At 44.9% G+C, this 25,351-nt stretch carries 20 protein-coding genes; 13 read left to right on the forward strand and 7 right to left on the reverse strand.

The window, feature by feature from the left end:
* The first annotated feature begins 50 nt into the window (after window positions 1-50).
* The 7 genes from P3L47_RS12540 to P3L47_RS12570 all read left to right on the forward strand — a co-directional run bounded on the left by P3L47_RS12540 (window position 51) and on the right by P3L47_RS12570 (window position 4,328).
* Window positions 51-1,235 (forward strand): sigma-54 interaction domain-containing protein, encoded by a 1,185-nt coding sequence (locus tag P3L47_RS12540; RefSeq protein WP_122361069.1) that lies wholly within the window; start codon window positions 51-53, stop codon window positions 1,233-1,235.
* 1 nt (window position 1,236) lies between these two features.
* On the forward strand, window positions 1,237-1,749 hold the full coding sequence (locus P3L47_RS12545) for an LptE family protein (protein ID WP_277780987.1): 513 nt from the start codon (window positions 1,237-1,239) through the stop codon (window positions 1,747-1,749).
* 4 nt (window positions 1,750-1,753) lie between these two features.
* Window positions 1,754-2,524: a hypothetical protein gene (locus P3L47_RS12550; RefSeq protein ID WP_277780988.1), complete on the forward strand. Its 771-nt coding sequence runs from the start codon at window positions 1,754-1,756 to the stop codon at window positions 2,522-2,524.
* 7 nt (window positions 2,525-2,531) lie between these two features.
* A complete protein-coding gene (gene secG, locus P3L47_RS12555; protein WP_277780989.1) occupies window positions 2,532-2,912 on the forward strand; it encodes a preprotein translocase subunit SecG in 381 nt (126 codons plus the stop codon).
* 377 nt (window positions 2,913-3,289) lie between these two features.
* Window positions 3,290-3,703, forward strand: coding sequence for a hypothetical protein (locus P3L47_RS12560; RefSeq protein ID WP_277780990.1), 414 nt, complete (start codon window positions 3,290-3,292; stop codon window positions 3,701-3,703).
* Between the two features lie 83 nt (window positions 3,704-3,786).
* A complete protein-coding gene (locus P3L47_RS12565) occupies window positions 3,787-4,092 on the forward strand; it encodes a DUF4491 family protein (RefSeq protein ID WP_075556547.1) in 306 nt (101 codons plus the stop codon).
* A 35-nt stretch (window positions 4,093-4,127) separates the two neighbouring features.
* On the forward strand, window positions 4,128-4,328 hold the full coding sequence (locus P3L47_RS12570; RefSeq protein ID WP_277780991.1) for a hypothetical protein: 201 nt from the start codon (window positions 4,128-4,130) through the stop codon (window positions 4,326-4,328).
* Between the two features lie 7 nt (window positions 4,329-4,335).
* Here the strand turns inward: P3L47_RS12570 and P3L47_RS12575 are convergent, their stop codons facing one another.
* The gene (locus tag P3L47_RS12575) at window positions 4,336-5,889 is read right to left on the reverse strand and encodes a M28 family metallopeptidase (RefSeq protein WP_277780992.1); all 1,554 of its coding nucleotides are present in this window, start codon (window positions 5,887-5,889) and stop codon (window positions 4,336-4,338) included.
* A gap of 252 nt (window positions 5,890-6,141) precedes the next feature.
* Between P3L47_RS12575 and P3L47_RS12580 the strand changes: the two genes are divergently transcribed.
* From P3L47_RS12580 to P3L47_RS12595, 4 genes are read left to right on the forward strand one after another with little or no spacing between them, the layout of a single operon-like run.
* Window positions 6,142-6,918: an EFR1 family ferrodoxin gene (locus tag P3L47_RS12580; protein ID WP_277780993.1), complete on the forward strand. Its 777-nt coding sequence runs from the start codon at window positions 6,142-6,144 to the stop codon at window positions 6,916-6,918.
* A gap of 11 nt (window positions 6,919-6,929) precedes the next feature.
* The gene (locus P3L47_RS12585; RefSeq protein ID WP_277780994.1) at window positions 6,930-7,913 is read left to right on the forward strand and encodes a TlpA disulfide reductase family protein; all 984 of its coding nucleotides are present in this window, start codon (window positions 6,930-6,932) and stop codon (window positions 7,911-7,913) included.
* A gap of 2 nt (window positions 7,914-7,915) precedes the next feature.
* Complete coding sequence (locus tag P3L47_RS12590) at window positions 7,916-8,542, forward strand: hypothetical protein (protein ID WP_277780995.1); 627 nt, start codon at window positions 7,916-7,918, stop codon at window positions 8,540-8,542.
* A gap of 49 nt (window positions 8,543-8,591) precedes the next feature.
* Window positions 8,592-9,461, forward strand: a complete 870-nt coding sequence (locus P3L47_RS12595; protein ID WP_277780996.1) for a TIGR01777 family oxidoreductase — start codon at window positions 8,592-8,594, stop codon at window positions 9,459-9,461.
* Window positions 9,462-9,594: 133 nt separating this feature from the next.
* On the opposite strand, the gene P3L47_RS12600 is transcribed toward P3L47_RS12595, so the two are convergent.
* The 6 genes from P3L47_RS12600 to P3L47_RS12625 all read right to left on the reverse strand — a co-directional run bounded on the left by P3L47_RS12600 (window position 9,595) and on the right by P3L47_RS12625 (window position 21,564).
* Entirely contained in the window at window positions 9,595-12,975 is a 3,381-nt protein-coding gene (locus P3L47_RS12600; protein ID WP_277780997.1) for a glycoside hydrolase family 2 TIM barrel-domain containing protein, read from the reverse strand.
* A 98-nt stretch (window positions 12,976-13,073) separates the two neighbouring features.
* Complete coding sequence (locus tag P3L47_RS12605) at window positions 13,074-13,628, reverse strand: DUF3332 domain-containing protein (RefSeq protein WP_122360614.1); 555 nt, start codon at window positions 13,626-13,628, stop codon at window positions 13,074-13,076.
* Between the two features lie 51 nt (window positions 13,629-13,679).
* Window positions 13,680-15,161, reverse strand: coding sequence for a TolB family protein (locus P3L47_RS12610; protein ID WP_427910511.1), 1,482 nt, complete (start codon window positions 15,159-15,161; stop codon window positions 13,680-13,682).
* On the reverse strand, window positions 15,158-16,717 hold the full coding sequence (locus tag P3L47_RS12615; RefSeq protein ID WP_277780998.1) for a DUF6057 family protein: 1,560 nt from the start codon (window positions 16,715-16,717) through the stop codon (window positions 15,158-15,160). Before P3L47_RS12615 ends, P3L47_RS12610 begins: the two co-directional genes overlap by 4 nt.
* A gap of 99 nt (window positions 16,718-16,816) precedes the next feature.
* Entirely contained in the window at window positions 16,817-18,475 is a 1,659-nt protein-coding gene (locus tag P3L47_RS12620) for a RagB/SusD family nutrient uptake outer membrane protein (protein ID WP_277780999.1), read from the reverse strand.
* A gap of 23 nt (window positions 18,476-18,498) precedes the next feature.
* Window positions 18,499-21,564 carry a SusC/RagA family TonB-linked outer membrane protein gene (locus P3L47_RS12625; protein WP_277781000.1) on the reverse strand — a complete coding sequence of 1,022 codons (3,066 nt, stop codon included), beginning with the start codon at window positions 21,562-21,564 and terminating at the stop codon, window positions 18,499-18,501.
* 517 nt (window positions 21,565-22,081) lie between these two features.
* Between P3L47_RS12625 and P3L47_RS12630 the strand changes: the two genes are divergently transcribed.
* Complete coding sequence (locus P3L47_RS12630; protein WP_277781001.1) at window positions 22,082-24,028, forward strand: ABC-F family ATP-binding cassette domain-containing protein; 1,947 nt, start codon at window positions 22,082-22,084, stop codon at window positions 24,026-24,028.
* Between the two features lie 155 nt (window positions 24,029-24,183).
* The gene (nagA, locus tag P3L47_RS12635) at window positions 24,184-25,350 is read left to right on the forward strand and encodes an N-acetylglucosamine-6-phosphate deacetylase (RefSeq protein ID WP_122360608.1); all 1,167 of its coding nucleotides are present in this window, start codon (window positions 24,184-24,186) and stop codon (window positions 25,348-25,350) included.
* The last annotated feature ends 1 nt before the right edge of the window (window position 25,351 follow it).

Consider the following 25,351-nt stretch of genomic DNA (forward strand, 5'->3'; position numbering starts at 1 on the left):
TGTAATTTTGGCAGACAAACTGAAATAATTACAGATATTCAATAGATATGATGATTAAGGTTGACGTCCAGCAAATAAAACAGCGTTTTGGAATTATAGGAAATAGCCCTGGCCTGAACAGGGCGATCGATGTCGCTCTTCAAGTGGCACCGACTGATTTGTCTGTGCTTATTACAGGAGAAAGTGGTGTCGGTAAAGAAACTTTTCCTCAGATCATACATCAGAACAGTCCGCGTAAACATGGTCAGTATATAGCCGTGAACTGTGGTGCTATCCCGGAAGGAACCATCGACTCCGAGTTGTTCGGACATGAAAAAGGATCTTTTACAGGGGCATTGGCAGACCGGAAAGGTTATTTTGAAGTAGCCGACGGAGGAACTATTTTTCTGGACGAAGTCGGGGAATTGCCTACTCCGACACAAGCCCGTCTGTTGCGTGTTCTTGAGACCGGTGAATTTATTAAAGTCGGTTCATCAAAAGTACTGAAGACGAATGTGAGGATTGTTGCTGCGACTAATGTGAACCTGGTGCAGGCGGTGGCAGACGGAAAATTCCGTGAAGATCTGTACTATCGTTTGAATACAGTACCTATCCAGATACCTCCTTTGCGTGAACGTCCGGATGACATTATCCTGTTGTTCCGTAAATTTGCCGGAGACTGTGCCGAGAAATATCGTATGCCGCCGATCCGCCTGGATGAAGAAGCTCGCCAGTTGCTGACTTCTTACCGCTGGCCGGGAAACGTCCGCGAATTGAAGAATATTACGGAACGGATTTCAGTGATCGAGGAAGACCGGGATATCACTGCCAGCATACTGCGTTTGTATCTTCCGGATCTGAATGTGGAGAAATATCCGGTCCTGGTCAAACAGCAGGAAAACGACCAGAAATTTTTCAACAGTGAACGCGAAATACTTTACCAGGTCCTCTTCGATATGAAGAAAGATGTCAATGAACTGAAAAAGCTGGTTCATGATATCATGGGAGGGAAGATGCCTATGCCGGTAACCGATGAGACTGCTTATGCACATCCGATCCATCCGGTTCATTCGGCTCCTATCCAGGAAGCGGAAGCGGTGGAAGAAGAAGAGACACTTTCTTTGGAAGAGGTCGAAAAAGATATGATCCGTAAAGCATTGGAGAAACATAACGGACGCAGAAAGAATGCGGCTGCTGATCTGAAAATATCGGAACGTACTCTTTACAGAAAGATTAAAGAATATAATTTGGAATAATATGTTGAGAAAGAATGTGATCTGGCTCTGTCTGCTGATAAGCGTAATAGTAACGGCTTGTTCTATTTCCTATAAGTTCAACGGAGCTTCGATTGACTATACAAAAGTAAAAACAATTACTGTCAAGGATTTTCCGAACCAGGCTCCTTTGGTGTATCCTCCGTTATCGCAGGAGTTTACCGAAGCGTTGAAGGATATTTATATCCGTCAGACTCGTCTCCAAATGGTCAATAACAACGGAGACCTGGAGTTGGAAGGGGAAATTACCGGTTACGAACTGACACCGATGGCAGTCAAGGAAGATGCCTGGTCGTCCCAGACGAAGCTGACGATCACCGTCCGTGTCCGTTATTCCAACCGGACGAATCCGGATGAAGATTTCGAACAGAGTTTCTCTGCTTATCGTGAGTTCGATGCAAGCCGGATGTTGCAGGATGTGCAGGCAGAGTTGTGTACCGAGATCGTCGATGAGTTGACAGATCAGATTTATAATGCAACCGTAGCCAATTGGTAAAATTATGAAAGCTGCAGACTTATATCTATTGATGGAAGATCCCTCTCTGCTGACGAAGGAAACACTTTCCCCGTTACGTCAGATAGTGGATGAATATCCTTATTTTCATATAGCCCGAATGCTTTATCTGAAGAATCTGGCTGTATTGAACGATATACGTTTTGCCGCAGAGTTGAAAAGAATGGCAGTTTATATACCGGACAGAAGAAAATTATTTGCACTGATCGAGGGAGAGCGTTACGGTATGACGTTTAAGGCAGCTACAGGTGAGGAAGGTGCATCGGCAGCAGATTCTTTCTCCTTGATCGAAGCTTTCCTGGCTGATCGTGAGGGGGAAGGGGAGCAACAGGCGACCGATGAAAGTCTATTATTTCAGCCTTCCGTATCATCCGATTATATTTATTGGTCGTTATCCAAAGATGAGACACCGGCTGAAGAAGAACCGTCGGCCAGGCTTCAGCATCATGATCTGATCGATTCTTTCATTAAAAATGATGAACAACGTGCACCGGGTAGCGGTTTGTCGCTGACTTTGCAGCCGGATGCCGCATCTTCTCAGGCTCCGTTAAAAGAACAGGAGAGTGAGCACCCCCGTTCGTTGGACGATGATTCTTATTTTACCGAGACATTGGCCCATATTTATGTTAAACAGAAACGGTATGAGAAGGCATTGCAAATTATTAAAAACTTATATTTGAATTATCCAGAAAAAAATGCTTACTTTGCAGACCAAATTAGATTTTTGGAAAAATTGATTATTAACACTAAAAAATAAAACTAAAATGTACGTATTTATTTCTATTCTAATCCTGATCGCTTCAATACTTTTGATCCTGATAGTATTGATACAGAACTCAAAGGGGGGAGGTCTGGCTTCAGGATTCTCTTCATCTAACCAAATTATGGGTGTACGTAAAACCACAGACTTTTTGGAAAAAGCAACATGGGGCCTGGCTGGTTTTGTTATTGTATGTAGTATCGTTATTACAGCATTTATCCCTAGAGCAACAACTACTACACAATCTGAAATCAAAAAACAGGTAAATGAAGCTGTTACAATCGATCCGAATACGGTAGCTCCTAACTTCGGTACGGCTCAGCCATCGGCTAATGCTCCGGTTGAAGAAGAAGCTCCGGCTGAAGAACCTGCACAAGCACAATAAGTTTGATTTTATCAGATATTTAAATGTATATAAAAAAGCATTCCGGAAGGGATGCTTTTTTTATGGAAAAACACACTCTACAGCCAATATAAAGCGAGAGGCTTCACCTTTCACACTCCTGCAACTTGCTGTCAATCTGTATATTCCTGTGACACCAGACGTTTCACAACACCAAACGCCCAAATCTTAATAAATGTAACACGCAAAGCCGTGCTTTCAAAACATATATCTTTTGCAATCAAAAGACCGGACTTTTGATTCTAAAACACTGGTCTTAACATTTAAAAACACCGGTCTTTTTCAACCGATCAAAAGACGTTTCACCGTATTCTTTTGATGCATAATAAGTTGAAGGCCGTGACAGGTGAAGGGTAAAATTGTTTTTATCGTGTGCAGATGATGATCCGGTTGCTGCCGTACCTATATTAGATGGCTGCCGCACCTGTTTCAAATGGCTGCCGGAGTTATTTCAAATAGCTGCCGGAGTTATTTCAAATGGGTCGGCAGCTATTTGTGATGGGAGCCGACATAGTTTATTCGATATAGAGAATAAACGACAAGTTAAGCCATTGCCTTTATTTGCCAGTTTTACTACTGAAGATATTCATAGTAACAGAAAATTGGAAGAAAAGAGATTTAAGCAATACTTCCATAAACCTTCTTTTGGTTATTATGGCAGTCAGGCTTGCGAAAAGACAATTGGAACAGTACTGATTGATGAAGTTGATTTACATTTACACCCTACATTGCAAGTATCCGTATTAAAAGGTTTCTTACCAATAGCTATATAGATATATTTTATGAGGAATGACAGTTGATTTTTGTATCTTTGTTGGGACAGATCAAACTGTTTTATATTAAATAATACAATAGTATGGATATGATAAATTTCGACGGTCTATTAATCGGGATCGCTACTTTTCTGATAATCGGGTTGTTCCACCCGGTAGTTGTGAAGGCTGAATATTATTGGGGGACCAAGTGTTGGTGGATCTTCCTCGTTTTGGGGATTGTCGGAACGGTTGCTTCCTTACTGATCGAGAGTGTTTTTGTCTCTGCTATCTGTGGAGTTTTCGCTTTCTCTTCGTTTTGGACGATCAAAGAAGTATTCGAACAGGAAGAGCGTGTACTGAAAGGTTGGTTTCCGAAAAATCCGAAAAGACAATATCCGGAAAAATAATTGTACCTTTGTGGCTGTAATTAAATAGTACAGCTATGAAGAAGAAAAAGAAAGTCTCTCCGTTGGACGAGTACATCAAGGCGAACCGTAAAGGGAGCCGGGAAGCGGAAATAGAGAATCACGGACGTCCGGTAAGTCATAACCGGGTGCATGTATCGAAAAAGGTTTATAATCGCAAAAGAGATAAGGCAGATGCCCAGGGGCGTCTGCCTTACTTGATTAACAGGGTTGCTTGATTTTCTTTTATTCTTCTTTTATATATAATCCTTCGCGTGACAATTGATGGTCGAGGTTAGCTACTCCCAGTCCGACGATAGCCATAACGGTCGCAGCATGTTCCTGGTATTCAGGAATACTCTTAGTGTATAAGTCACGTTCCGTATGCCATATTTCGTCGTAACTGAAGTTGTATCCCTTGATATCCTTTTCCATAAAGCCAATGGTCGGAACACCTTCGATGGCGAAGACTGAAGCATCCGTACCACCTGGTGTTTTCGGCTGTTTGCGGGGAGCTGCTTCTTTGACTTCGAACGGATATTCCGGATCGATCTTTTGGATCGGTTTGCATATCTTTACAAAATCATCGTACATTGCTTTAGGTACACTGATTCCAATCGGAGGAGTAGGACCGCCATCACGGTTGAAGAGGTTGGATATCTTTTCCAGTTTCTTCGGATTCCCTTTCACCCAGGCTGTAGCACCCAGCAGACCAAATTCTTCACCGGCAAAGGCACAGAATAGCATGGTACGTTTGGGTTTGGCTCCGGATGTTGCGATCAGGCGGGCTGCTTCCATAACGGGGGTAACGCCCGAACCGTCATCCACACCACCTGTTCCTACATCGAAAGAGTCGAGATGGCCGCTTAACATGACATATTCTCCGGGATATTTGCTCCCTTTGATGGAACCTATTACATTGTAATATTTTACCGGTCCCAGACGGAAGTGGTTACGTATATCGAATTCGAGCATGAAAGAACGCCGTTCTTTCACCATCTGCTTAATGGTGGCATATTGATGTTCATCCAGCTTAATATCGGGAACTGTCGGGAGTTTTTCTATTGTCATTTCCTGATCGAATACGACGTTCTTATCATAAAGTGCACGGAGTGGAACAGGGGCCGATTGAATAAAGCCTAAGACACCGGCTTCGCACATCTCCTTGTAGAACAATGCCGGTACATCTTCTTTAAGAGGCAGCAACGGGGTATTCTTCTTATTTACCCAGTTGTCGGTCATTATTTCACGGTTCTTTTTGGCTATTTCATTATTCTCGGCGATAATCGCGGCGCGGCTGGAATCGGCCGAAGCAGAGTGGGCTATCGGCCATCCGACATTCGTCCCGCTGACTAATATCCACGCTCCTTTCAGTTGACCTTTCATCCGGTCGAACTCATCCTGTGTAAGCGGTTCGAGCAGCACGTGTCCCCGTTGAAGACCTTTTGTGCCGGAGGTATAAGAGGGGGTAACGAAATGGAGGTCCATACCGTTTTCACCGAGTAGTTTGCCGAACCACGGTCCTCGGTTGAATCCGACCGGTAATGTGCCAGCTTCCTGTAGTTCGACTTCCAGTCCCCATTCTTTAAATTTGGAGGCGACCCATTCGGTGGCATTATCATAGGCATCGGAACCGATCGGGCGTCCGCCGAAACGGTTGGTCAGAATATCCAGATGGCTCATGACCCGGTTGTCCGTTCGTCCGGTTTCTATGATTTTGTTTACTGCAGCCTCCTGCGCCGGGAGGAATGAAATGGTCATGCAGGCCATGGTTGCAAAGAGAAGAATAGTCCTTTTCATATCAGTGTTTGTTTAAGTATTGCAAATTAATGGATAAAATCAACGTGTACCAAATGAAATACGGGAAATAATGACAGAATAATTTAATAAAGGTGCGGTGCGTGTAGCCTGAATGAACTCGGTGAAACATTGTTTCCGTAAATTTAATTCCATTGTAGTCATAATTGCTTGCTTTAGGTTTTCTTATCTGAAAAAGATAAGACATTAATTCTGAATTATATTTACATTTGTGACCAAATAAGAAATACACGTATGATATTTTACTTTTCAGGAACCGGGAACTCCCGTTGGGTAGCGAATGCTTTGGGGATCACTTTGGGTGAACCCGTTGTCTCGATGGCGGAAGAGTTAAAAACAGGTAAAAAGGAAATTGTCTGCCCGCTCAGGGAAGATGAGAAAGTGCTGTTTGTCTATCCGGTACATTCATGGGGACCGGCTGTTCCTGTCGTTCGTTTTATCGAAAAGCTGAGGTTGACGGGATACGATAAACAACCGGTTTATTCCGTATCCACTTGCGGAGATGAATGCGGCTATACAGCAGATATGATGCGTAAAGAATTGGATAAAAGAGGAATAAACCTGACTGAAGGCTATTCGGTCATTATGCCTAACAACTATATACTGTTGCCGGGCTTCGATGTGGACAGTAAGGAGGTGGAAGAGCAGAAACTGCAGGAAGCTCCTGCAGCAGTGGCAGCTATAGCCGATGCTATCCGGGAGAATAAAAAAGTTAATATATATAAGAAAGGAAGCCTGCCCGGATTGAAGAGCTACTGTATATATCCTCTTTTTGCTAACTTTGCCATAGGGAAAAACTCCTTCCGGGTAACAGACGGTTGCATATCATGTGGTCTGTGTGAGCGGGTTTGTCCTACCGGGACTATCACCCTGGCAGACGGCAAACCGGTATGGTCGGACACTTGTGTACAATGTGTCGCCTGTATCCATCGCTGTCCGGTTCGTGCCATCGAATATGGTAAGATAACCCTGAAGAAAGGAAGATATCATCATCCCGATACTAAACAATAAACAAAGCAAAAATGAAACAATTTGTAATGATGGCTATGGCGTTGTTCCTGTTGGCAAGCTGTCAGGAAACGCCCAAAGGTTATGTAATAAACGGAGTAGTGGAGAATATGCCTGACGGCAAGATCTATCTGAAATCTTTCCGCAATAAAATGTTCTTTGACGTGGATACCGCCGAGATTAAGGATGGGAAATTTACGTTCAAAGGTGAAGTAGACCAGCCTCTGTTGTATGGTCTGGCTACCGAGGATATGAATTATCCGGTACAACTCTTTGTTGAGAACGCTACTATGGACGTAACGATCGGTAATGACGGCGAGACAATTATCGTGCAGAATTCTCCTGTTAATGTGATTTTCCAGGAGAACCAGAGTAAGGTCTTTGAGAACGGGTTCGATATCGATAGCCTGATTAGCAAATATCCTGACTCACCGGCTGCAGCTTTCTATCTGTACCGGTATTTTACGTATCAGCTACCGCTGGATCAGTTGAAGGCTACTCGTTCCAAAATCTCTCCGGCTTTGGCTGACTGTCCTTATGTGAAGGATCTGGATGGTATCATCGGTCAATTGGAAAACGTACAGATCGGTAAGACGGCACCTGACTTCTCTTTACCGGATACGGCTGGAGTGGCTGTTTCCTTGTCCGACTTCCGTGGTAAATATGTTCTGTTGGATTTCTGGGCATCCTGGTGTCCTCCTTGCCGTCGCGAGAATCCGAATGTCGTGAAAGCATTCCAGGATTACAAGGATAAGAACTTCACGATCATCGGTATTTCCCTGGATAATAATAAAGATAAATGGCTGAAGGCCATCGCTGATGATAACCTGACCTGGACGCATGTATCCGACCTGAAATACTGGGATTCGGAAATACCGGCCTTGTATGGTGTCCGTGGCATTCCGGCTAATGTCTTGCTGGATCCTGACGGTGTGATCATAGCCAAGAATATCACAGGTGAAGAATTGCATAATACTTTAAAAGACGTAATCAAATAAGCATGAAACGAAATCTGCTTATATCCTTTTTCTGCCTTCTCTGCCTGTGGGTTTCCGCTGCGGAGAAGGTTGATTTTGATAAAGCCGTCCGTACGGCTGTCGAGCGGCAGATGCAGTTTTATCCGAAATCTACCTTGAAAGACCTGTATAAGAATTTCTTTCAGGATAAGTTCGGTCCCGGACATATTATCAGCGATACGACTGCTGCCGGAAATTATTTGCGCCGTGAAATGGCTTCTTATACGGAAACAGAAGGTGAACTGGCAGAGCCGACGGGTTGGGAAGGTAACTTCTACCGGGTAAACCTGTCCGTCATAAAGAACGGGCAAATTCCTTACCAAACCTTTTTTGATGCTTTTGTCCGTAGCGTGAACGGAATCCGTCCTGTGACCGTTGCCGAATGGCAAAAAGAATGGAACCGGATTGAAGCAATTATCCGTTCGATGAAGCTAACTTTGCCGGACTATGAAAGTGACAGGAAAGAGATCGACGACCGTTTGAACCGGGGTGAATATGTCGGTCATCACAGTAAAGTGTTCGAAGAGACTTACTCTCCGCATTACCGTATCATCAGTAAAGATATTTTTGAACAAGAATTACAACCTTTAATACAATTGTCATCCAGGTAGTTACAACAAACAAACCTCTCTTCTTGTTTTATTATTGAATAATAAATTGATGAAGAAGGAGATGAGAATTGCAATCAGCGGTAATTCAGGTTTTATAGGACGGCATCTGACGGAGTTTTTATCTGCCGGAGGAAATGTTGTTGTCCCTTTGAAACATTCGATGTTCCGTTCGAGGTCGGATGAGAAGCTGAGGCAAGCGTTGGCAGGATGTAATGTCGTGATCAATTTGGCGGGAGCTACTATCAATCAGCGCTGGACCCGGAAAGCCAAGCGTAAAATACTGAACAGCCGTATTCATACGACCCGGCGACTGGTCTCGATCATTAATGAGATGGAGGTGAAGCCGGAAGTATTCATCTCTGCTTCTGCCGTAGGCGTTTATCCGGATAAGGGTATTTATTCCGAGAGCAGTACGTCGGAGGGAACAGGTTTCCTGGCTGATGTATGCGTCCGTTGGGAAGATGAGGCACAGAAGCTGTCGAGAGATATCCGGCTGGTCATTGCACGTTTCGGGGTTGTTCTGGCAAAAGACGGAGGGGCGTTGCCTAAAATGTTATTGCCGTTCCGCTTCTTTGTCGGTGGAAAGATCGCTTCCGGAAAACAGGGATTCTCCTGGATACACATAGAAGATGTATTGCATGCCATCCAGTTTATTATCGATCATAAGGATTTATCAGGAGTCGTGAATCTCGTTGCTCCCCAGCCTTTGACGAACCGGGCTTTTACAAAAGCTACCGCTGAGGTGATGCATCGGCCGGCATGGCTGACTATTCCCCGGAAAGTTTTCCAATATGTATATGGGGAAGGCGCGGAGGTGATCACCAAAGGACAACAGGCTTATCCTGCCCGGCTACTTTCTGCCGGATATATATTTCGTTATTCGGATATACGCTTGGCTTTACATAGCTTCATGATGTAATCTTAAACTTTTGTTGTTTGAATGTATCTTGTTTCTTCATTGACGAGGCTTTGCTTTACATTGTTGATGCGGTAAATAAAAAAGCGATCCCCGTTCATTTGGAGATCGCTTTCTTTTATGTATTGGCACTTATTTATTTGTAGCTATAGCCAGCTTTCTTTTGTGCACTGTTTGCGTTTGCTGCCGGAATGATAGTGAAGCCCCACTTGTATTCTTTGTCGGCAGGTAATGTATATTCAGGTTCCGGACGCGAATACCAGCTGTCGTAACCGGCCAGACCCTGTTGTTTCAGGTCGACACATACCTCTACGAAGTTACGCGGAGTAATATCGTTGATGTGTGTCTGGCGGGGTTTGTCGTACGGGCCGAGGTTCGGACGGTTATCGATCTCTTCTTGTGTGAAGTTGTTCCACTGGTACGGACGGTGAGTCGCCTTTCCGGCATCGAAATCTTCCACAGAGTTACGCATTGCATTGAATTCCATTTCATCGTCGGCAACGATCAACAGGTTCTTGCCTTTGCCGCCTAAAGTGATCCAGCGGGTATCGCAATGGTGACCGTTTTCTTGCGGACGAACGTAGGGGAAATACTGATCTTCAGCCGTACTCTTATACTGTCCGATCATGTAACCGGCTTTACGGTCCCAATAGTTTTCCAGCGGACCACGTCCGAAGTATTCCAGCTGATCCATTGTAACCGGTAGACGGAAACGAACACCGATACGGGGAACGACCATCTTGTCACGGTCGCTTACCTTATCACGGCCCGGGGAGAATGTAGCAGTGGCTGTCGCTTCAGAAATTTCAATCTTCTTTCCATCCAGATAAGTCGGAGTGAAATGAGTAGCCACGTTCATAACACCATCAGGGTAGATCTTGTAAGTGATCAGGAACTGGTTGCCGGCCGGTAATTTATAGTCGACGTTTACGATTGCATTACCGTCGACGATCTCGGCAGAAGCATTCGTTACGTTGAAGTTGCGGCTGGATAGTTCCCATATTTCCAAACGTTTCGGGTCACCGCTTCCGTAATCGTTGTCGTTAGGAGCGCGCCAGAAATTCGGTTGGATACCGAAACCTTCGTTGAAGTATTCTGTTCCGCCTACTTTATAAGAAGTAACGACACCTGCTTTTTTATCGAATACGAAGTTAACCTTAGAAGAAGTTACTTTTACATTATCTCCTTCTTCAGATACAGTCAGTTTAGGACCACCTGCCTTATAAGCTACCTTTTCGGCTTCGATCGGCAAACGGAACTGATCCTGTGCGATATCGTAACCGGCCGGGATAACACCTTCCTGTTTGGTAGAAGTAACGACAAAGTCAACCAGATAATCGGTACCGGCTTGTGGTTTCAAACCTGCTACAGGAACAGTGATTTCCTGCGAAGTCTGCGGAGCCAGGTCGAGTGACACTTTATTACTCTTGATTACTTTGTTGTTTGCCTTTACGGTATAGGTGATCATATAATCTTTCAGGTTGGTGAAGTAGAAACGGTTTGTGATCTTGAATACGCCGTTTGCTGCATCAACAGCTTCGAAACCGACATTCTGATGCGTAAATTTCACTTCTGCTATTGCCGGATGCGGGGTACGGTCCGGATTGACGAGACCGTTGCAAAGGAAGTTTCCGTCGCTGGGCATATCTTTACCGAAGTCACCGCCATAAGCATAATACTCTTTTCCATTCTCATCTTTTACAAGAATACCCTGGTCTACCCAGTCCCAGATCCAGCCCCCCTGAAGGTTCGGATATTTGTAGATAGCTTTCCACTGTCCCCAAAGGTTACCTGTCGAGTTACCCATTGCGTGAGCATATTCGGACGGAGCAACCGGACGGTCGCTGCCTTTTGCACCGATCTCTTCCAGCCATCCGGCACTCGGATACTGAGGAACATACATATCCGTATTCCATTCCCAAAGGGCACGTTCGTAGTTGACCGGACGGTCCATCAAACCTTTTTCTTTGTTTTTCAGGTAAAGGTAGGTCTGATAGAAGTTATATCCGTTACCGGCTTCGTTACCCAGCGACCAGATAGTTACTGACGGGTAGTTCTTGTTGCGTTCATACATATTCATTGTACGATCCATGTGCGGCAACAACCATTCCGGGTTGTTACCCAGTGAACCGCCCTTGCTCAGGCTGTAATACATACCGTGTGATTCCACGTTTGCTTCATCATACACATATAACCCGTATTCGTCGCAAAGTTCATAGAACCGACGGTCCTGCGGGTAGTGGCACAAACGAACCGAGTTGATGTTGTTCTTTTTCATCAGTTCGAAGTCTTTACGCATCAGTTCCTCTGTCACATAATGACCAGTCAGGGGATTGTGTTCGTGGATATTCACCCCTTTGAACTTGATCGGCTGTCCGTTGAACAACAGTACGGTGTACGGTTTGCCGTTACCAGCGATTTGGTCGATCGGTTTGATCTCGATACGGCGGAAACCGACGTTGTACGGGATGACTTCTGTTACTTTGCCATCTTCCTTTACAGTCATCAATAACTTGTAAAGGTTCGGATGTTCGGCACTCCAGGTAGCTACGTCATTTAAATTTTTTTCAAAAGAGGCTGTCTTGATACTGTTGGCTCCGACCCACAGCTTATTATCTGCTGTAGCAACAGTCTGACCTTTTGTATCCAGCAGTTCATAAGATACGGTGATGTCTTTCGCTTCTTTCGTATGGTTTTTGATGTCTACAGCCAGATTGAAGATACCATTCTTGTACGTATCGTCCAGGGTAGAGATCACGCGGAAATCGTTTACCGCAATCTTGGGCTGTGACCACAGGAATACGTCACGTTCAATTCCGCTGATGCGCCAGAAGTCCTGACATTCCAAATAAGAACCGGTACTCCATCTGAATATCTTCAGTGTCAATACATTTTTTCCCGGTTGCAGATAGTTATTGATCAGGAACTCTGCCGGGTTCTTGGAATCTTCGCTGTAGCCGACTTCTTTCCCGTTGACATATACATAAACTCCCGATTTAGCACCGGAGATATGCAGATACACATCGCGTCCGTCCCAGTTTGCAGGGATTTCGAAGTCGCGGCGGTAAACACCTACCGGATTGGCTTCAGGCAATAGCGGAGGTTGCGGATTACGTGGTTTGAACTCATAGCCATGATTGGTATAGATGGCTGTGCCGTGTCCCTGAAGTTCCCAGTTCCCCGGTACGGTGATATCATCCCAGGATGCAGTGCTGGTGGATGGGTCAGTGATATTTGCCGGAAGATCCTTGTATGAATCGACATAATAGAATTTCCAGGTTCCGTTCAGTAATGAATAGTAGGGACTCTTTTCAAAACTGGAAGTGAGAGCTGTCGAACGGTCGCCATACGTCATGAACGAGCTGCGCGGCAGTTCTTTGTTTACGGCAACGACCTGAACGTCCTGCCAGTACGGCTTCGTATCCGGTGAGTCTGTCGCATGAGCGGCAAAAGCAGAACCCAGAAGGAAGCAACCGAATGCTCCGGTGAGCATTGCTTTCTTAATAGAGTGTTTCATTTGTATTTATTTAGGTTGGTAGTATCTTATTGAAAAATGGGAGGCAGGTAATTATGTGCATATACCAATTACCAGTCTCCCATTTTAAGTGTTGTTTTTTATTTAGCAGCGTAGAAAGAGTAGCCTTCAACTACCTGACGGAATGCCAGAACGCCTGCCTGATTCAATTCAACGTTCATTTCCTTACCGTCCGGCAAATACATGACAACTTCGTCATTGTCGGTGAACTTTAACAGCTTAGTTGCTTCACCGTCAGCTTCTACGCTCCAACTCTTGTCTGTCTCGTCGAATACAAGGTCGATTGCTTTTTCTTCACCTTCTTTTTGGATATGATATCCGTCTTTCTTGGTTTCAACAGTGTATACACCGTCTTTTCCGTTGATTGTCTTTACGGTTCCTGCATCTGCAACAGGATTGTTTCCGCTCCAAAATTCGATAGAGTTCAGAACCAGTATATCTGCAAGAGCAGAGATTTCATAAACGGGGACAATCCAGAAAGCGACAAATACCAATTCGTTGACGAACTTACTGTCGATATTTCTGTTCCAGTCCAGGAGTTTGTTTGTCAGTCCGAATGATCCGATGCAAGATGAAAATAGAACACTGCTGGCCAAGGTTGTAGCCACTAATAATGTTAAACTTTTTTTCTTCATGAGTGATATAATGTTAATAGTTATTTGGCTACGAAGATAATAATAATTTGTTTATTTGCTTACTGTTCTTTTATTATTTCGGCTTGCGGTAATCAGCTCATCCCCGTTTTTTACAGGTGCGGTGAGCAGTTCGGGCAAGTTGAATGTACGGGTGAAAGTGAGGTAAAAATCCGGGTCTTGCTGAGGCAGGACGAACGGCTTGCCGGCTGTACCCGTTTGAGAGTCGAACTTCGCGATATAGGGATGTGCCCACAGACCGTCCATCCGCTTGCTGCTGAACACGAACCATTCGCCGGTAGACGACCAGGTGTGGAAGCTCTCTACATCCGCACTGTTTACCTCTTTCATATTGCGTATTTCGTTGCTTTCCAGGTTTAACAGATACAGTTCGCTTTCCGGATGCCAAATGGAAAAATTTCCATAATTGGAACAGGTGAACATCAGATATTTGCCGTCCGGCGAAATCCGGGGGAAGGAGACGCTTTTCCCTTTTTCGGAAGCCGGATAGATGCATTCCGGCGTGCCGAAAGTGGCTTTTTCCGGGTCAAAGGCAATGCGGTAAAGATCATATCTGATACTGTCCAGAGGCGTTTGCGGATCGACTGCCTTACTTCGGCAGAAATAGAGCATATTACCATCGGGGTTCCAGGAGGGGAATGTCTCCATCCATTCTTCTCCATAGATGGCGGGTGAGGTGAGCAACCGGTTGGTTTCCGTGTCCAGCACGATTATATCCGATTCTAGGTCGGATACTTCAACAGCTTTGGGACCGGTTGAGTGGATGAATTGTTGGATTTCGTTGACGGAGAAGGCTAGATAGCGTCCTGTCGGATGCCAGGCGGCATATGTCCCGCCGTTTTTCATGTCCGGTGTCTTGATGTCCAGTCGGCTGGTCTGTCCCTGGCGGTGTATCAGCGTGCCGCCTACTGCTCCTCGGATATGTATCATCATGGTCTCCGGATTGTTTTGGCAGAAGGTATGGCAGTTCAGGCAACCCTTTTCGACCGACTGGTTTTCAATTAGCGGAGTTTCCTTGTAAGTGGTCAGGTCGCGCTGGTAGATACCCATTTCGTTCCAAAGCTCATAGCCCGGATAGATAAGTCGGTACATCAGATAAGGATCGATGGGAGAGGAGGATATAATGTTTGTAATCTCCGGAAATTGTATCCATTTTCCGTTCTGAAGGATACAAATGCGAATATAGATGCTACTGCCGGCAGCCTGTTTGAGCAGCTTTTCCCATTTGTCGGGCGGAAGGATGACGGAAGAGGCCTGGCTACGGACGGTGATGAATGTCCGGTTGCCGCTCCCGATTTCGGTGTAATAGGCTTCTCCCTCTTCCGTGATTCTGAAATTGGGCGGTGCGATGTTGCATGGGAAGGTGACTCCGGTATAGTCGGGAAATAGTGCCACCGGTTTGTTGGATTGTGCATTCGGCGTGATAGCTGAATGGCTGCAACTACACATCATACTTTGCAGCAGGATGGCAATCAGCAGATAATGTATAGATTGTATAAGGCTCATCTTGTTCATTTGTCTATTATTTTATTACCATGCGGGCTGATATAGTGGAGGTAATACCAATAAGTATTGCCAAACTGTCTTTTCAGTTCTTTCAGATCGTTCCGCTGGTGGAGTGAGTAATATCTTTTGAATTTTTCTTCCGTCTCCGGACGTATGGTGAATCCGCATTTTTGGAAAGTTTCTTCATCCGTTCCCAAGCGATAGATATAAAGAGCCTCTTCGTATATACGCGGTAGGTCGGGATAGTTGAAAGCGTGTATCTTGTCCAGGTTTTCTACAAAACGTATCAACCGGTTACTGAGCAGCAGGTCGCTCATCAGGTATTCGAAAGCCATCCGGTTGGTCGAATCGCGGTAGCTTAAATAATAGAGTTCAGGCAGGATATTGAATACGTTGGAGAAGCGTACCGGCTCGTTCGTGTCATGAGGCAATGCTTTGAGTCCCGCTAGTTTGCCGGATGAAACCTGCTGTTCCAGTTCTTCTGCCTGCTTGCGGTAGAAGAGCGACTGTCGGAGTTGGCGGATAAACTTCATGGCTACTTTGGGGCGTTGGTTCACAATGTTATAGCGGGTCAGGTTGATCAGATGAGGGGCTGTCTCACCGAATACGACCATCGCTTCAAACTCCCAGCGGTGTGCCTCGTTGATATGTCCCAGTTGCTCATACAGATAATGGCCGTATTCACTTTGGCGGCTGTCGCTTTTCCAGGGTAGATAAAGGGATTCCGCTCCCAGGGTCTGTTGTATTTCGAACAGGTCGTATGGCATTCTGCCGGTATGATAGAGTGCCATATTATAGAAGTACAGGACGAGCTGGTTATTCCCCCGATAGCGGCGGCAGCAGTCCATCACCTTTTCCCATTCTCCGGCTTTCAGATATATTTCAGCTTCGATAATGCGTCGTTCGCGCATATTGTAAGAGGTCACGAAGAAATAAAATGTCGTGCCGGCATAGATGATCAGGCAAACGGTCATGACCGACAGTTGCATGATTTTCTTTGCTATATAACGATCGGTCAATAAGGCGAATGCCGACGAAACAGCCAGATAGCCCAATGCTACGACCGGATATTTCCATCCACAAATGAAATACAACACGATGACGGCCATCGCCACCCATAAATATCTCCACCGCCGGTTGCGAATCAGACTGACCGGATAGAAAAGCAATAGGCAAAATACCAGACCGACCGAATGCGTCAGTGGAAAATCAATCGACACATGCCGCACCAATAAATAAAGCGGCAACAGTAGTCCGGAGAAGAACAAATCTTGTTTTTGTATTAGATTTTTAACAGTAAGCGTATTTAACAGGAAAGGAAGGGATAATAGTAGCGCAAAGACCAGTTTGCCGATATGCGTCAGGTAAAAAAACTGAATACAGAAATCGGTCAGATAGTCCAACAGCTGACCTGGATGGGAGAGGTGTTTTTCCAGATAAGCCTGGTTAAAAAGAAATAGATGATGCTGTTCATGATAATAAGGAATATGAAACATGGGTCCTTCCAGTAAAAGGAAACAGATAAAAAGCTGCAGGCTGAAAATGATATATTGGATATACTTCATTTTGTACGAGGTTATTTAAAGGAAGGAAAGAGGTTGTGTCAAACCCGGGAGAGAGTTTGACACACCTCTTGCAGATGTATTATAGATCTAAAATAAGGATCACTTTGTCGGATAACCCGGATTCTGAATCAACGCCTTGTTCAAGTCGATTTCAGTCTGCGGTATCGGATACAGATAGTTATGCTCTTCATACTTGCTGCCGGTCAGCTTGATGTTTTCGCCTTGATATAAAATACATCTCTTACCTTCATCTTCTGCCGGAGCATTCGGATCGTCAACAATTGTGTATTTCATACCCAGGAACGGAGCGTTCAGCACTTCGTTGGCGATGCCCCAGCGGCGGATGTCCCACTGGCGTTTGCCTCCTTCCATCGCAAATTCAACACGCCATTCGTTGCGGATACGCTGACGTAGTGCATCCTGTGTGCCGCAATAGGTCGGTTTGCTGGCATCCGTGTTTTGCAGATCCGGCATACCGACACGGCGGCGTACCTGGTTGACAGCGTCGAAGGCAGAAGCATCCAGTCCTGTCACTTCATTTTTAGCTTCGGCGTATGTCAGCAATACTTCCGCATAGCGGATGACATGCCAGTCTTTTCCCATATCCCAACCATCAGATGACGGGTCGATGCTCGGATCCAGATATTTCTGGTTATAATAACCGGTTGCCGTAGCGTCATTATGCTGTGCGACACCTGTATTACCGCTTGATTTCATCGGAGCAGTCTTGATGGTTACGCCATACATCTCTTCGCCGTCGTGCAATACGCAAACTTCCAGACGCGGGTCACGATTTGTAAATGGATCTGTTTCGTCATACAAAGGAGAAGTGGTGATAGGCGCTCCGTCTGTACATTCGAAAGCATCTACCAGGCTCTGAGTCGGGTTGATACCGCCCCATCCCTTTGTCGGGAAACATCCCCAACCAATGATGTAGTTAGTCAGCGTAGGTGCGTTGAACTGGCGAACTAAAATGGCTTCTTTGCAAGCTTCCTGTTCTTCCCAGAATAATTTGGCATACTGTCCGGTATTAGCCGCGTCAAACAGTTCATATTCTCCGGAATCCATTACCGCTTTAGCAGCATCGGCTGCTGTGTCATAATGTTTGAAATAAAGGGCTGCACGTGCTTTCATGGCATTGGCTGCTCCTTTAGTAGCACGTCCGTAGTCGCTGCTGCCCCATTGTGCAGGCAGATGGGCGATAGCGTAATCGAAGTCTTCCATGACTTTGTCATACACTTCTTCCACCGGTGTGCGGGTGATTTCACCCATTTCTTTCAGATCGAGCGGCTGGTCCACGTAGGGAACTCCACCGTAACTCTGAATCAGTCCGAAGTAAAGATACCCACGCAGGAAACGGGCTTCCCCAATGGTTGCTTCTTTGTCTGCCTGGTCGTAATCGGGAATATCTTCGATTTTATTAATCAAGACGTTGCAGGCGCGAATAGCCTTGTAGTCGCCACTCCATCCCATATCGGCCGGGTCGTAGATACCTTTGGATACGTTACCGGCTGCCCATTTGATACCATGAACGGCGTTGTCGGAGTTGATGTCGCTATCAATATCTCCTGTATCACCTCCGGGCAATGTCTGACGATACACATCGGCGATAAACATTTTAGCATCTTCCGGTGTTTTCCAGAAGCTGCCGTCAGACAATTCGTCATCCGGAATACGATCCAGGAAGTCGCTACAAGAACTGAAACTCAAAAGTGTTGTAGCTAGAATTGCTGTTATATAGATAAATTTCTTTTTCATATTTCTGATTTATAATCTGTTATTTAAAAACCAACTTTAAGACCGATTGATATTTTGCGAACGTTAGAGTAAAGTCCGCCGCGTGAGTTGCTTGGTGCCGATTCCGGGTCGAGTGTTGTCATACCGGTAATAGTAAATAGGTTTTCACCTGTCAGGAAGATCTTTACACGATCCAGATTCACCTTGCTCAACAGGGCTTTCGGAACATTGTAACCAATCGTCAGGTTCTTTAGACGTACGTAAGAAGCATCTTCCAGCCAGTAGGACGAGAACTCGTAGTTTGTCTGGTCGGCAATCGTGATACGTGGATAAGAAGCATCGTGGTTAGTCGGTGTCCAACGATCCAGATGGCGTTCCAATACTTTACCACCATTGAAGAAAGCATAAGCTGCTTCACCATTTACGTATGCATCCACATCGAATGCACCCTGGAAGAAGAAAGATAAGTCGAAATCTTTGTAATACAGGTTCGCGCCTAAACCGGCTGTCCAGCTCGGGAACTCTTTACCGATAACGGTACGGTCGTTGGCAGCATCGATTTTGCCGTCTCCATTCAAATCCTTGTATTTGATGTCACCCAACTTTTCTGTTCCCAAACGTTTCGGACCCTTCAGGTCTTCTTCTGTATTATAGAAACCATCAGCTACATATCCGTAGTAAGAACCGATAGGATGACCTTCCAGGAACCAGAAATTGCCACGTCCGTCGCCAGGTTCTTTACCTTCCGTACCTTTCAAGTCAGTCAGCTCATTATGAACATACGCAACGTTGAAATTGATGTCGTAACGGAAATCTTTGCTGACTGTATTGTTGTGGAAGATGTTCAAGTCAAAACCTGTGTTTTGAACTTGTCCGGCATTCTGACGCGGAGCATCCATACCTAAAACACCCTGCACCGGCAGATACAGCAACATGTCATTGGTTGTCTTTTTATAACCGGCCAGTTCGAATCCGACTTTATTATTCAGGAAAGAGGCTTCGATAGCACCTTCAATACTGTTTACAGTCGCCCATTTCAAATCGGTGTTTGCATAACGGCTTTCGTAAGCAGTTGAATAGAGCGTATTGTTAAACATATAGCTTTCGTATGCATACGAAGGGATGTATAGGTAAGCTTCGCTTTCGCTCAACTCCTCATTACCGGTTTGTCCCCATCCGGCACGCAGTTTCAAGTTGCTCAACCAAGTAATATCTGCATTCTTCATAAATTCTTCTTCTGTAATTCTCCAACCCACAGATACAGCCGGGAAAGCCCCCCAACGATTGTCTGAAGAGAAGCGAGAAGAACCGTCGATACGCACATTAGCTTCAAGCAGATATTTATCGGCAAAGCCATATTGAGCGCGGGCGAAATAAGAACGGTGAGCTATTTCATATCTGGATTCTTTATTGGTTTGAGAAGAGGCATCCAATGTGCTGAGTGACTCCTGCAACTCATTATTGCCACCGCCTTTACGTTCTGCTTCCAGATGTTTGTAACGGTAATCGATCTGTTCGAAACCACCTAACAATCCTAAATCATGCTTGCCCCATGTTTCGTTGTAGTTGATCAATACCTGTGTAGTGTACCAGTTCCACCAAGTCTGTTTTTCGAATGCTTCACGCAGATTAGCACCACTATTTCCATATTCGACTTGTGCTTTGAATCCTTCTTCACTTCTTTCGTCATTACGTACGGAGAATAAGGCTTTTGCTGTCAAATTAGGCAATATATTTACCTGTCCATACAACGTTCCGTTTGCCTGTTGATCCATGGTTCTTCTGAATCCGTCGCGTCCTAACAAGGCTACGGGATTGTCTTTACCATGATACAGGAAGTCGCCGTTTTCATCGCGGACACCTTCTATTGGCGTTGCACGATTGGTAAATTGTGTCATGCTTGCCACAGTGTTCCAACCATCCATCAGAGTTCCTCTGTAGCCAGATACGTTCAAACCGGCAGAGAACCATTTGTTGATCTGTGAATCAATGCTTGTACGGGCATTGAAACGTTTATAGTCGTTCGCATCGATCAAACCGTTCTGTTGTGTGTAACCGACAGAAGCGCTGTAACTGGTCTTTTCAGAACCACCGCTGATTGAAAGGTGATGCATGGTTTCAATCGCATTCTTATTCATAGTTTCTTCATACCAGTCGGTATTGGGATGACCGTAAGGATCGGTACCATTGCGGTACAGTTCGATATCGTTGTCTGAGAAACGAACCGGGTTATTGGGGTTATCATTCAGGGTTGCTTCATTATATAATATAGCATAATCAGCAGAGCCCAGGAATTTAGGACGCATTGTTGGAGTAGACCAACCCACACTTCCTGAATAGTTTACGCGTGTGCGGTCTCCTTTTTTACCCTTTTTAGTTGTAATCAAGATAACACCGTTGGCAGCCTGTACACCATAGATAGCGGCTGAAGAAGCATCTTTCAATACAGAAAGCGTTTCAATATCAGACGGGTCGATTGTATTCATACTACCCGGCACACCGTCAACGATTACCAGTGGGCTGGCTGCATTCACAGAGTTCTTACCGCGGATTGTAATCGTACCAGTCTGGCTACCCGGACGTCCGGAACTTTGAATACTGGTAACACCCGGCATCTGTCCGGCCAATGCTGCCGATACACTGGATACGGGTCTTGATTCCAATGCTTCAGCTTTAACTGTAGATACGGAACCGGTCAGGTTGACTTTCTTTTGTACACCGTAACCTACTACAACCACTTCATCGAGTGCTTGTGAATCTTCTTTCAGAACGATTTTTCCATTTGCCGCTTCCGAGGCTTTAATTTCAAGTGTTTTGAAACCAATACTACTGATGACCAGAATGTCGTTAGGATTAGCATCTAAGGTGAATTTACCATCCAGATCTGTAACTGTTCCGTTTGTCGTACCTTTCACGACAACGTTGGCGCCGATAAGTGGCTCATTCAAACCACCGTCAAAGACTACTCCACTTATGGCTTTTGTCTGTTGTGTAATAGATACTTCTGTTGCGTTGGCGTACAAGGCAGAAGTGGTTACCGAAACAGGAAAAGCAAGTGCAATTAAAAGCAAAGGGAATCTGTTTTGCTTCAAAAAAGACCTGTAATTCATGCGTTTTTTAATTATGATTAATATTAATACTGCGTAATTAGTATGGAGTTCCTGCAGAACTATATCCTTTATGTATTGGTTAAATTATTGTTATTTAGTGGTTTAATGTTTTTGGTACGTTCTTTAGTTAAAGCAGGTTAAGTTAAATGATGCGTGGTTATTTAACGTTTGAATATGTTTTTCTGAAGAAAGAATCTAAATTTTAAATATTTATAGCATATATATTAAAAAAGCGCTATATTTGCAACGTAATTATTAAATAGTTCTGCAGGAACTAAGTCAATTACTGGACTTCCTTTTTATTTCTCGTCGATTTGAAAAAACAATAGTATTTCAAAACATCCGATTATCAAAATGTCACTAGCATGCCATGTATTTGAGATTAATATACCGAGTAATTTGAATTAGTATACCGGGTAATATATTTTAACAAATCAATTTGAGGAAAAGAGCATTGATTGGTTAACATATTGTCAAAATAGAAATTGTATCTTTGTGCCCGTAATACAAAATAAATATGATTTCGGTTGAAGGACTAACAGTTGAGTTTGGCGGATTTACGCTTTTTGATGACGTATCGTTTGTAGTAAATAAGAAAGATCGTATCGCGCTGGTCGGAAAGAACGGGGCGGGGAAATCTACGATGTTGAAGATTTTTGCAGGTTTGCAAACTCCGACATCCGGTACGGTGAGTGTTCCTAAAGAAACAACGATCGGTTATTTGCCACAGCAGATGCAGTTGACAGATAGCCGTACGGTTCGCGAAGAAGCGGAACAGGCTTTTGGTCATATTCAGGAAATGGAAAAAGAGATCGAACGGCTGAATATGGAACTGGCTGAACGGACCGATTATGAGACTGAATCATATCAAAAACTGATAGATAAAGTAACGCATCTTTCCGAACATTTTCAGCTGATGGGAGGAAGCAACTATCATGCGGAACTGGAGCGGACATTGATCGGGTTGGGATTTAAGCGTACTGACTTCGACCGTCCGACATCCGAATTTAGCGGTGGATGGCGTATGCGTATCGAGTTGGCGAAATTATTGCTTCGTCGGCCGGATGTCTTGTTGCTCGATGAGCCGACCAACCACCTGGATATTGAATCTATCCAATGGTTGGAGAATTTTATAGCTACCCGTGCCAATGCGGTGATCCTGGTTTCACACGACCGTGCCTTTATCGATAACACAACTTTCCGGACGATCGAGATCGAACTGGGAAGCATCTACGATTATAAAGTCAAATATTCAGAATACGTGGAGCTCCGTAAGGAACGCCGCGAACAACAGCTTCGTGCTTTTGAGAACCAGCAGAAGAAACTGGCAGATACGGAAGCCTTTATTGAACGGTTTCGCTACAAGGCTACAAAATCCGTTCAGGTACAGTCGCGTATCAAGCAGTTGGAAAAGGTAGAACGTATCGAAGTCGATGAGGTCGATACGGCGATGTTAAGCCTGAAGTTCCCGCCTGCTCCCCGGTCAGGTTCTTATCCGGTAATCATGGAGAATGTGGCAAAACGCTACGGTGATCATCTGATATTTAAAGATGTGACATTGACTATAAACAGAGGGGACAAGGTTGCTTTCGTCGGTAAGAACGGAGAAGGTAAATCTACGCTTGTGAAATGTATCATGGATCAGATCGACTATGAGGGTAAGTTGCAGTTGGGACATAATGTGAAGATCGGTTACTTTGCACAGAACCAGGCACAGTTGCTGGACGATAACCTGACGGTATTCGATACGATTGACTATGTGGCAGAAGGAGATATACGTACGAAGATTCGCGATATACTCGGGGCTTTCATGTTCGGTGGTGAAGCATCTGATAAGAAAGTGAAGGTATTGTCCGGTGGAGAGCGGAGTCGTTTGGCTATGATCCGTCTTTTGCTGGAACCTGTCAATCTCCTGATTCTCGATGAGCCGACCAACCATTTGGATATGCGTTCGAAAGATGTGTTGAAGGATGCACTGCGTGAGTTCGACGGGACTGTGATCGTCGTTTCCCATGACCGTGAATTTCTGGATGGCCTGGTAGATAAGGTTTATGAATTCGGAAACCAGCGTGTCGTAGAACATCTGGGCGGCATCTACGAGTTCCTGGAAAGAAAGAAGATGGATAGCTTGCGTGAACTGGAACGCACAGCACAGGTTGCTTCTTCTACAGCGGATACGGAAGCCCAGCCTACGCAGAACAAGTTATCGTATGAAGCCCGTAAGGAGCAGAGTAAAGCGATCAAGAAAGTAGAAAAGGCTGTCGCTGAAGCCGAAAATAAAATAACTGAACTGGAAAACTCCATTGCTGCTATCGAAGCCAGGCTGGCTACTCCGGAAGGTGCATCCGATAGCTCTTTATATAATGATTATTCTTCATTGAAGAAAGAGTTGTCCGACACGATGGATACATGGACAGAGTTGACCATAGAGTTGGAAGAATTGAATGAGAAAGCGTCCCGGTAATCCGGTGGCGCTTTTTTTTGAAATATATTGATTAAAGAGGGATAGCATTAAATAAAAAGTATTTACTTTTGTCAGTGGCAAACTTTGGCTTATTATACCATGAGTTAGAGCCGATCGATAAATAACAAACGCCTAATTTATATAGACAAAATATTATGCTGACTCAAATTATTAACGGTCGTATCCTGACACCACAGGGCTGGATGAAAGATGGCTCTGTTCTGATTAGCGATAACAAGATTCTGGAAGTGACTAACTGTGACCTGGCCATAGTTGGTGCAAACCTGATTGACGCCAAGGGAATGTATATCGTTCCCGGTGGAGTGGAAATCCATGTTCACGGTGGTGGTGGACGTGACTTTATGGAAGGAACGGAAGAGGCATTCCGTGCTGCTGTAGCAACTCACATGCAACACGGGACTACCAGTATATTCCCCACATTATCTTCTTCAACAATCCCGATGATCCGTGAAGCGGCAGCTACAACCGAAAAGCTGATGGCTGAAAAAGACAGTCCTGTTCTGGGGCTGCATCTGGAAGGGCATTACTTCAATATGAAGATGGCGGGTGGTCAGCTTCCGGAAAATATCAAGAATCCGGATCCGGAGGAATACATCCCTCTTCTGGAAGAAACGAATTGTATCAAGCGCTGGGATGCTGCACCGGAATTACCGGGAGCTATGCAGTTCGGTAAATATATCACTTCTAAAGGCGTACTGGCTGCTGTCGGTCATACACAGGCTGAGTATGAAGATATCCAAACTGCTTACGAAGCCGGCTATACGCATGCTACACATTTCTATAACGCAATGCCCGGTTTTCATAAACGTCGGGAGTATAAATATGAAGGTACAGTAGAAAGTATCTATCTGATCGACGATATGACAGTGGAAGTGGTGGCTGACGGTATTCATGTTCCTCCGACGATCCTCCGCCTGGTATATAAAGTGAAAGGTGTGGAACGTACTTGTTTGATCACGGATGCACTGGCTTGTGCGGCAAGTGACAGCCAGGTGGCTTTCGATCCGCGTGTAATTATTGAAGACGGAGTTTGTAAACTGGCTGACCGTTCGGCGCTGGCCGGTAGTGTAGCTACTATGGACCGTTTGATCCGTACTGTAGTGCAGAAAGCTGAAATTCCTTTGGAGGATGCTGTTCGTATGGCTTCTGAAACGCCTGCCCGTATCATGGGGGTTTACGATCGGAAAGGTTCTTTGCAACGTGGTAAGGATGCCGACCTGATGGTATTGGACAAAGACTTGAATGTACGTGCCGTTTGGGCAATGGGTAAATTGGTTGAAGGAACGAATAAACTGTTTTGAT

This window comes from Parabacteroides chongii, from assembly GCF_029581355.1.
Classification (GTDB): Bacteria; Bacteroidota; Bacteroidia; order Bacteroidales; family Tannerellaceae; genus Parabacteroides; species Parabacteroides chongii.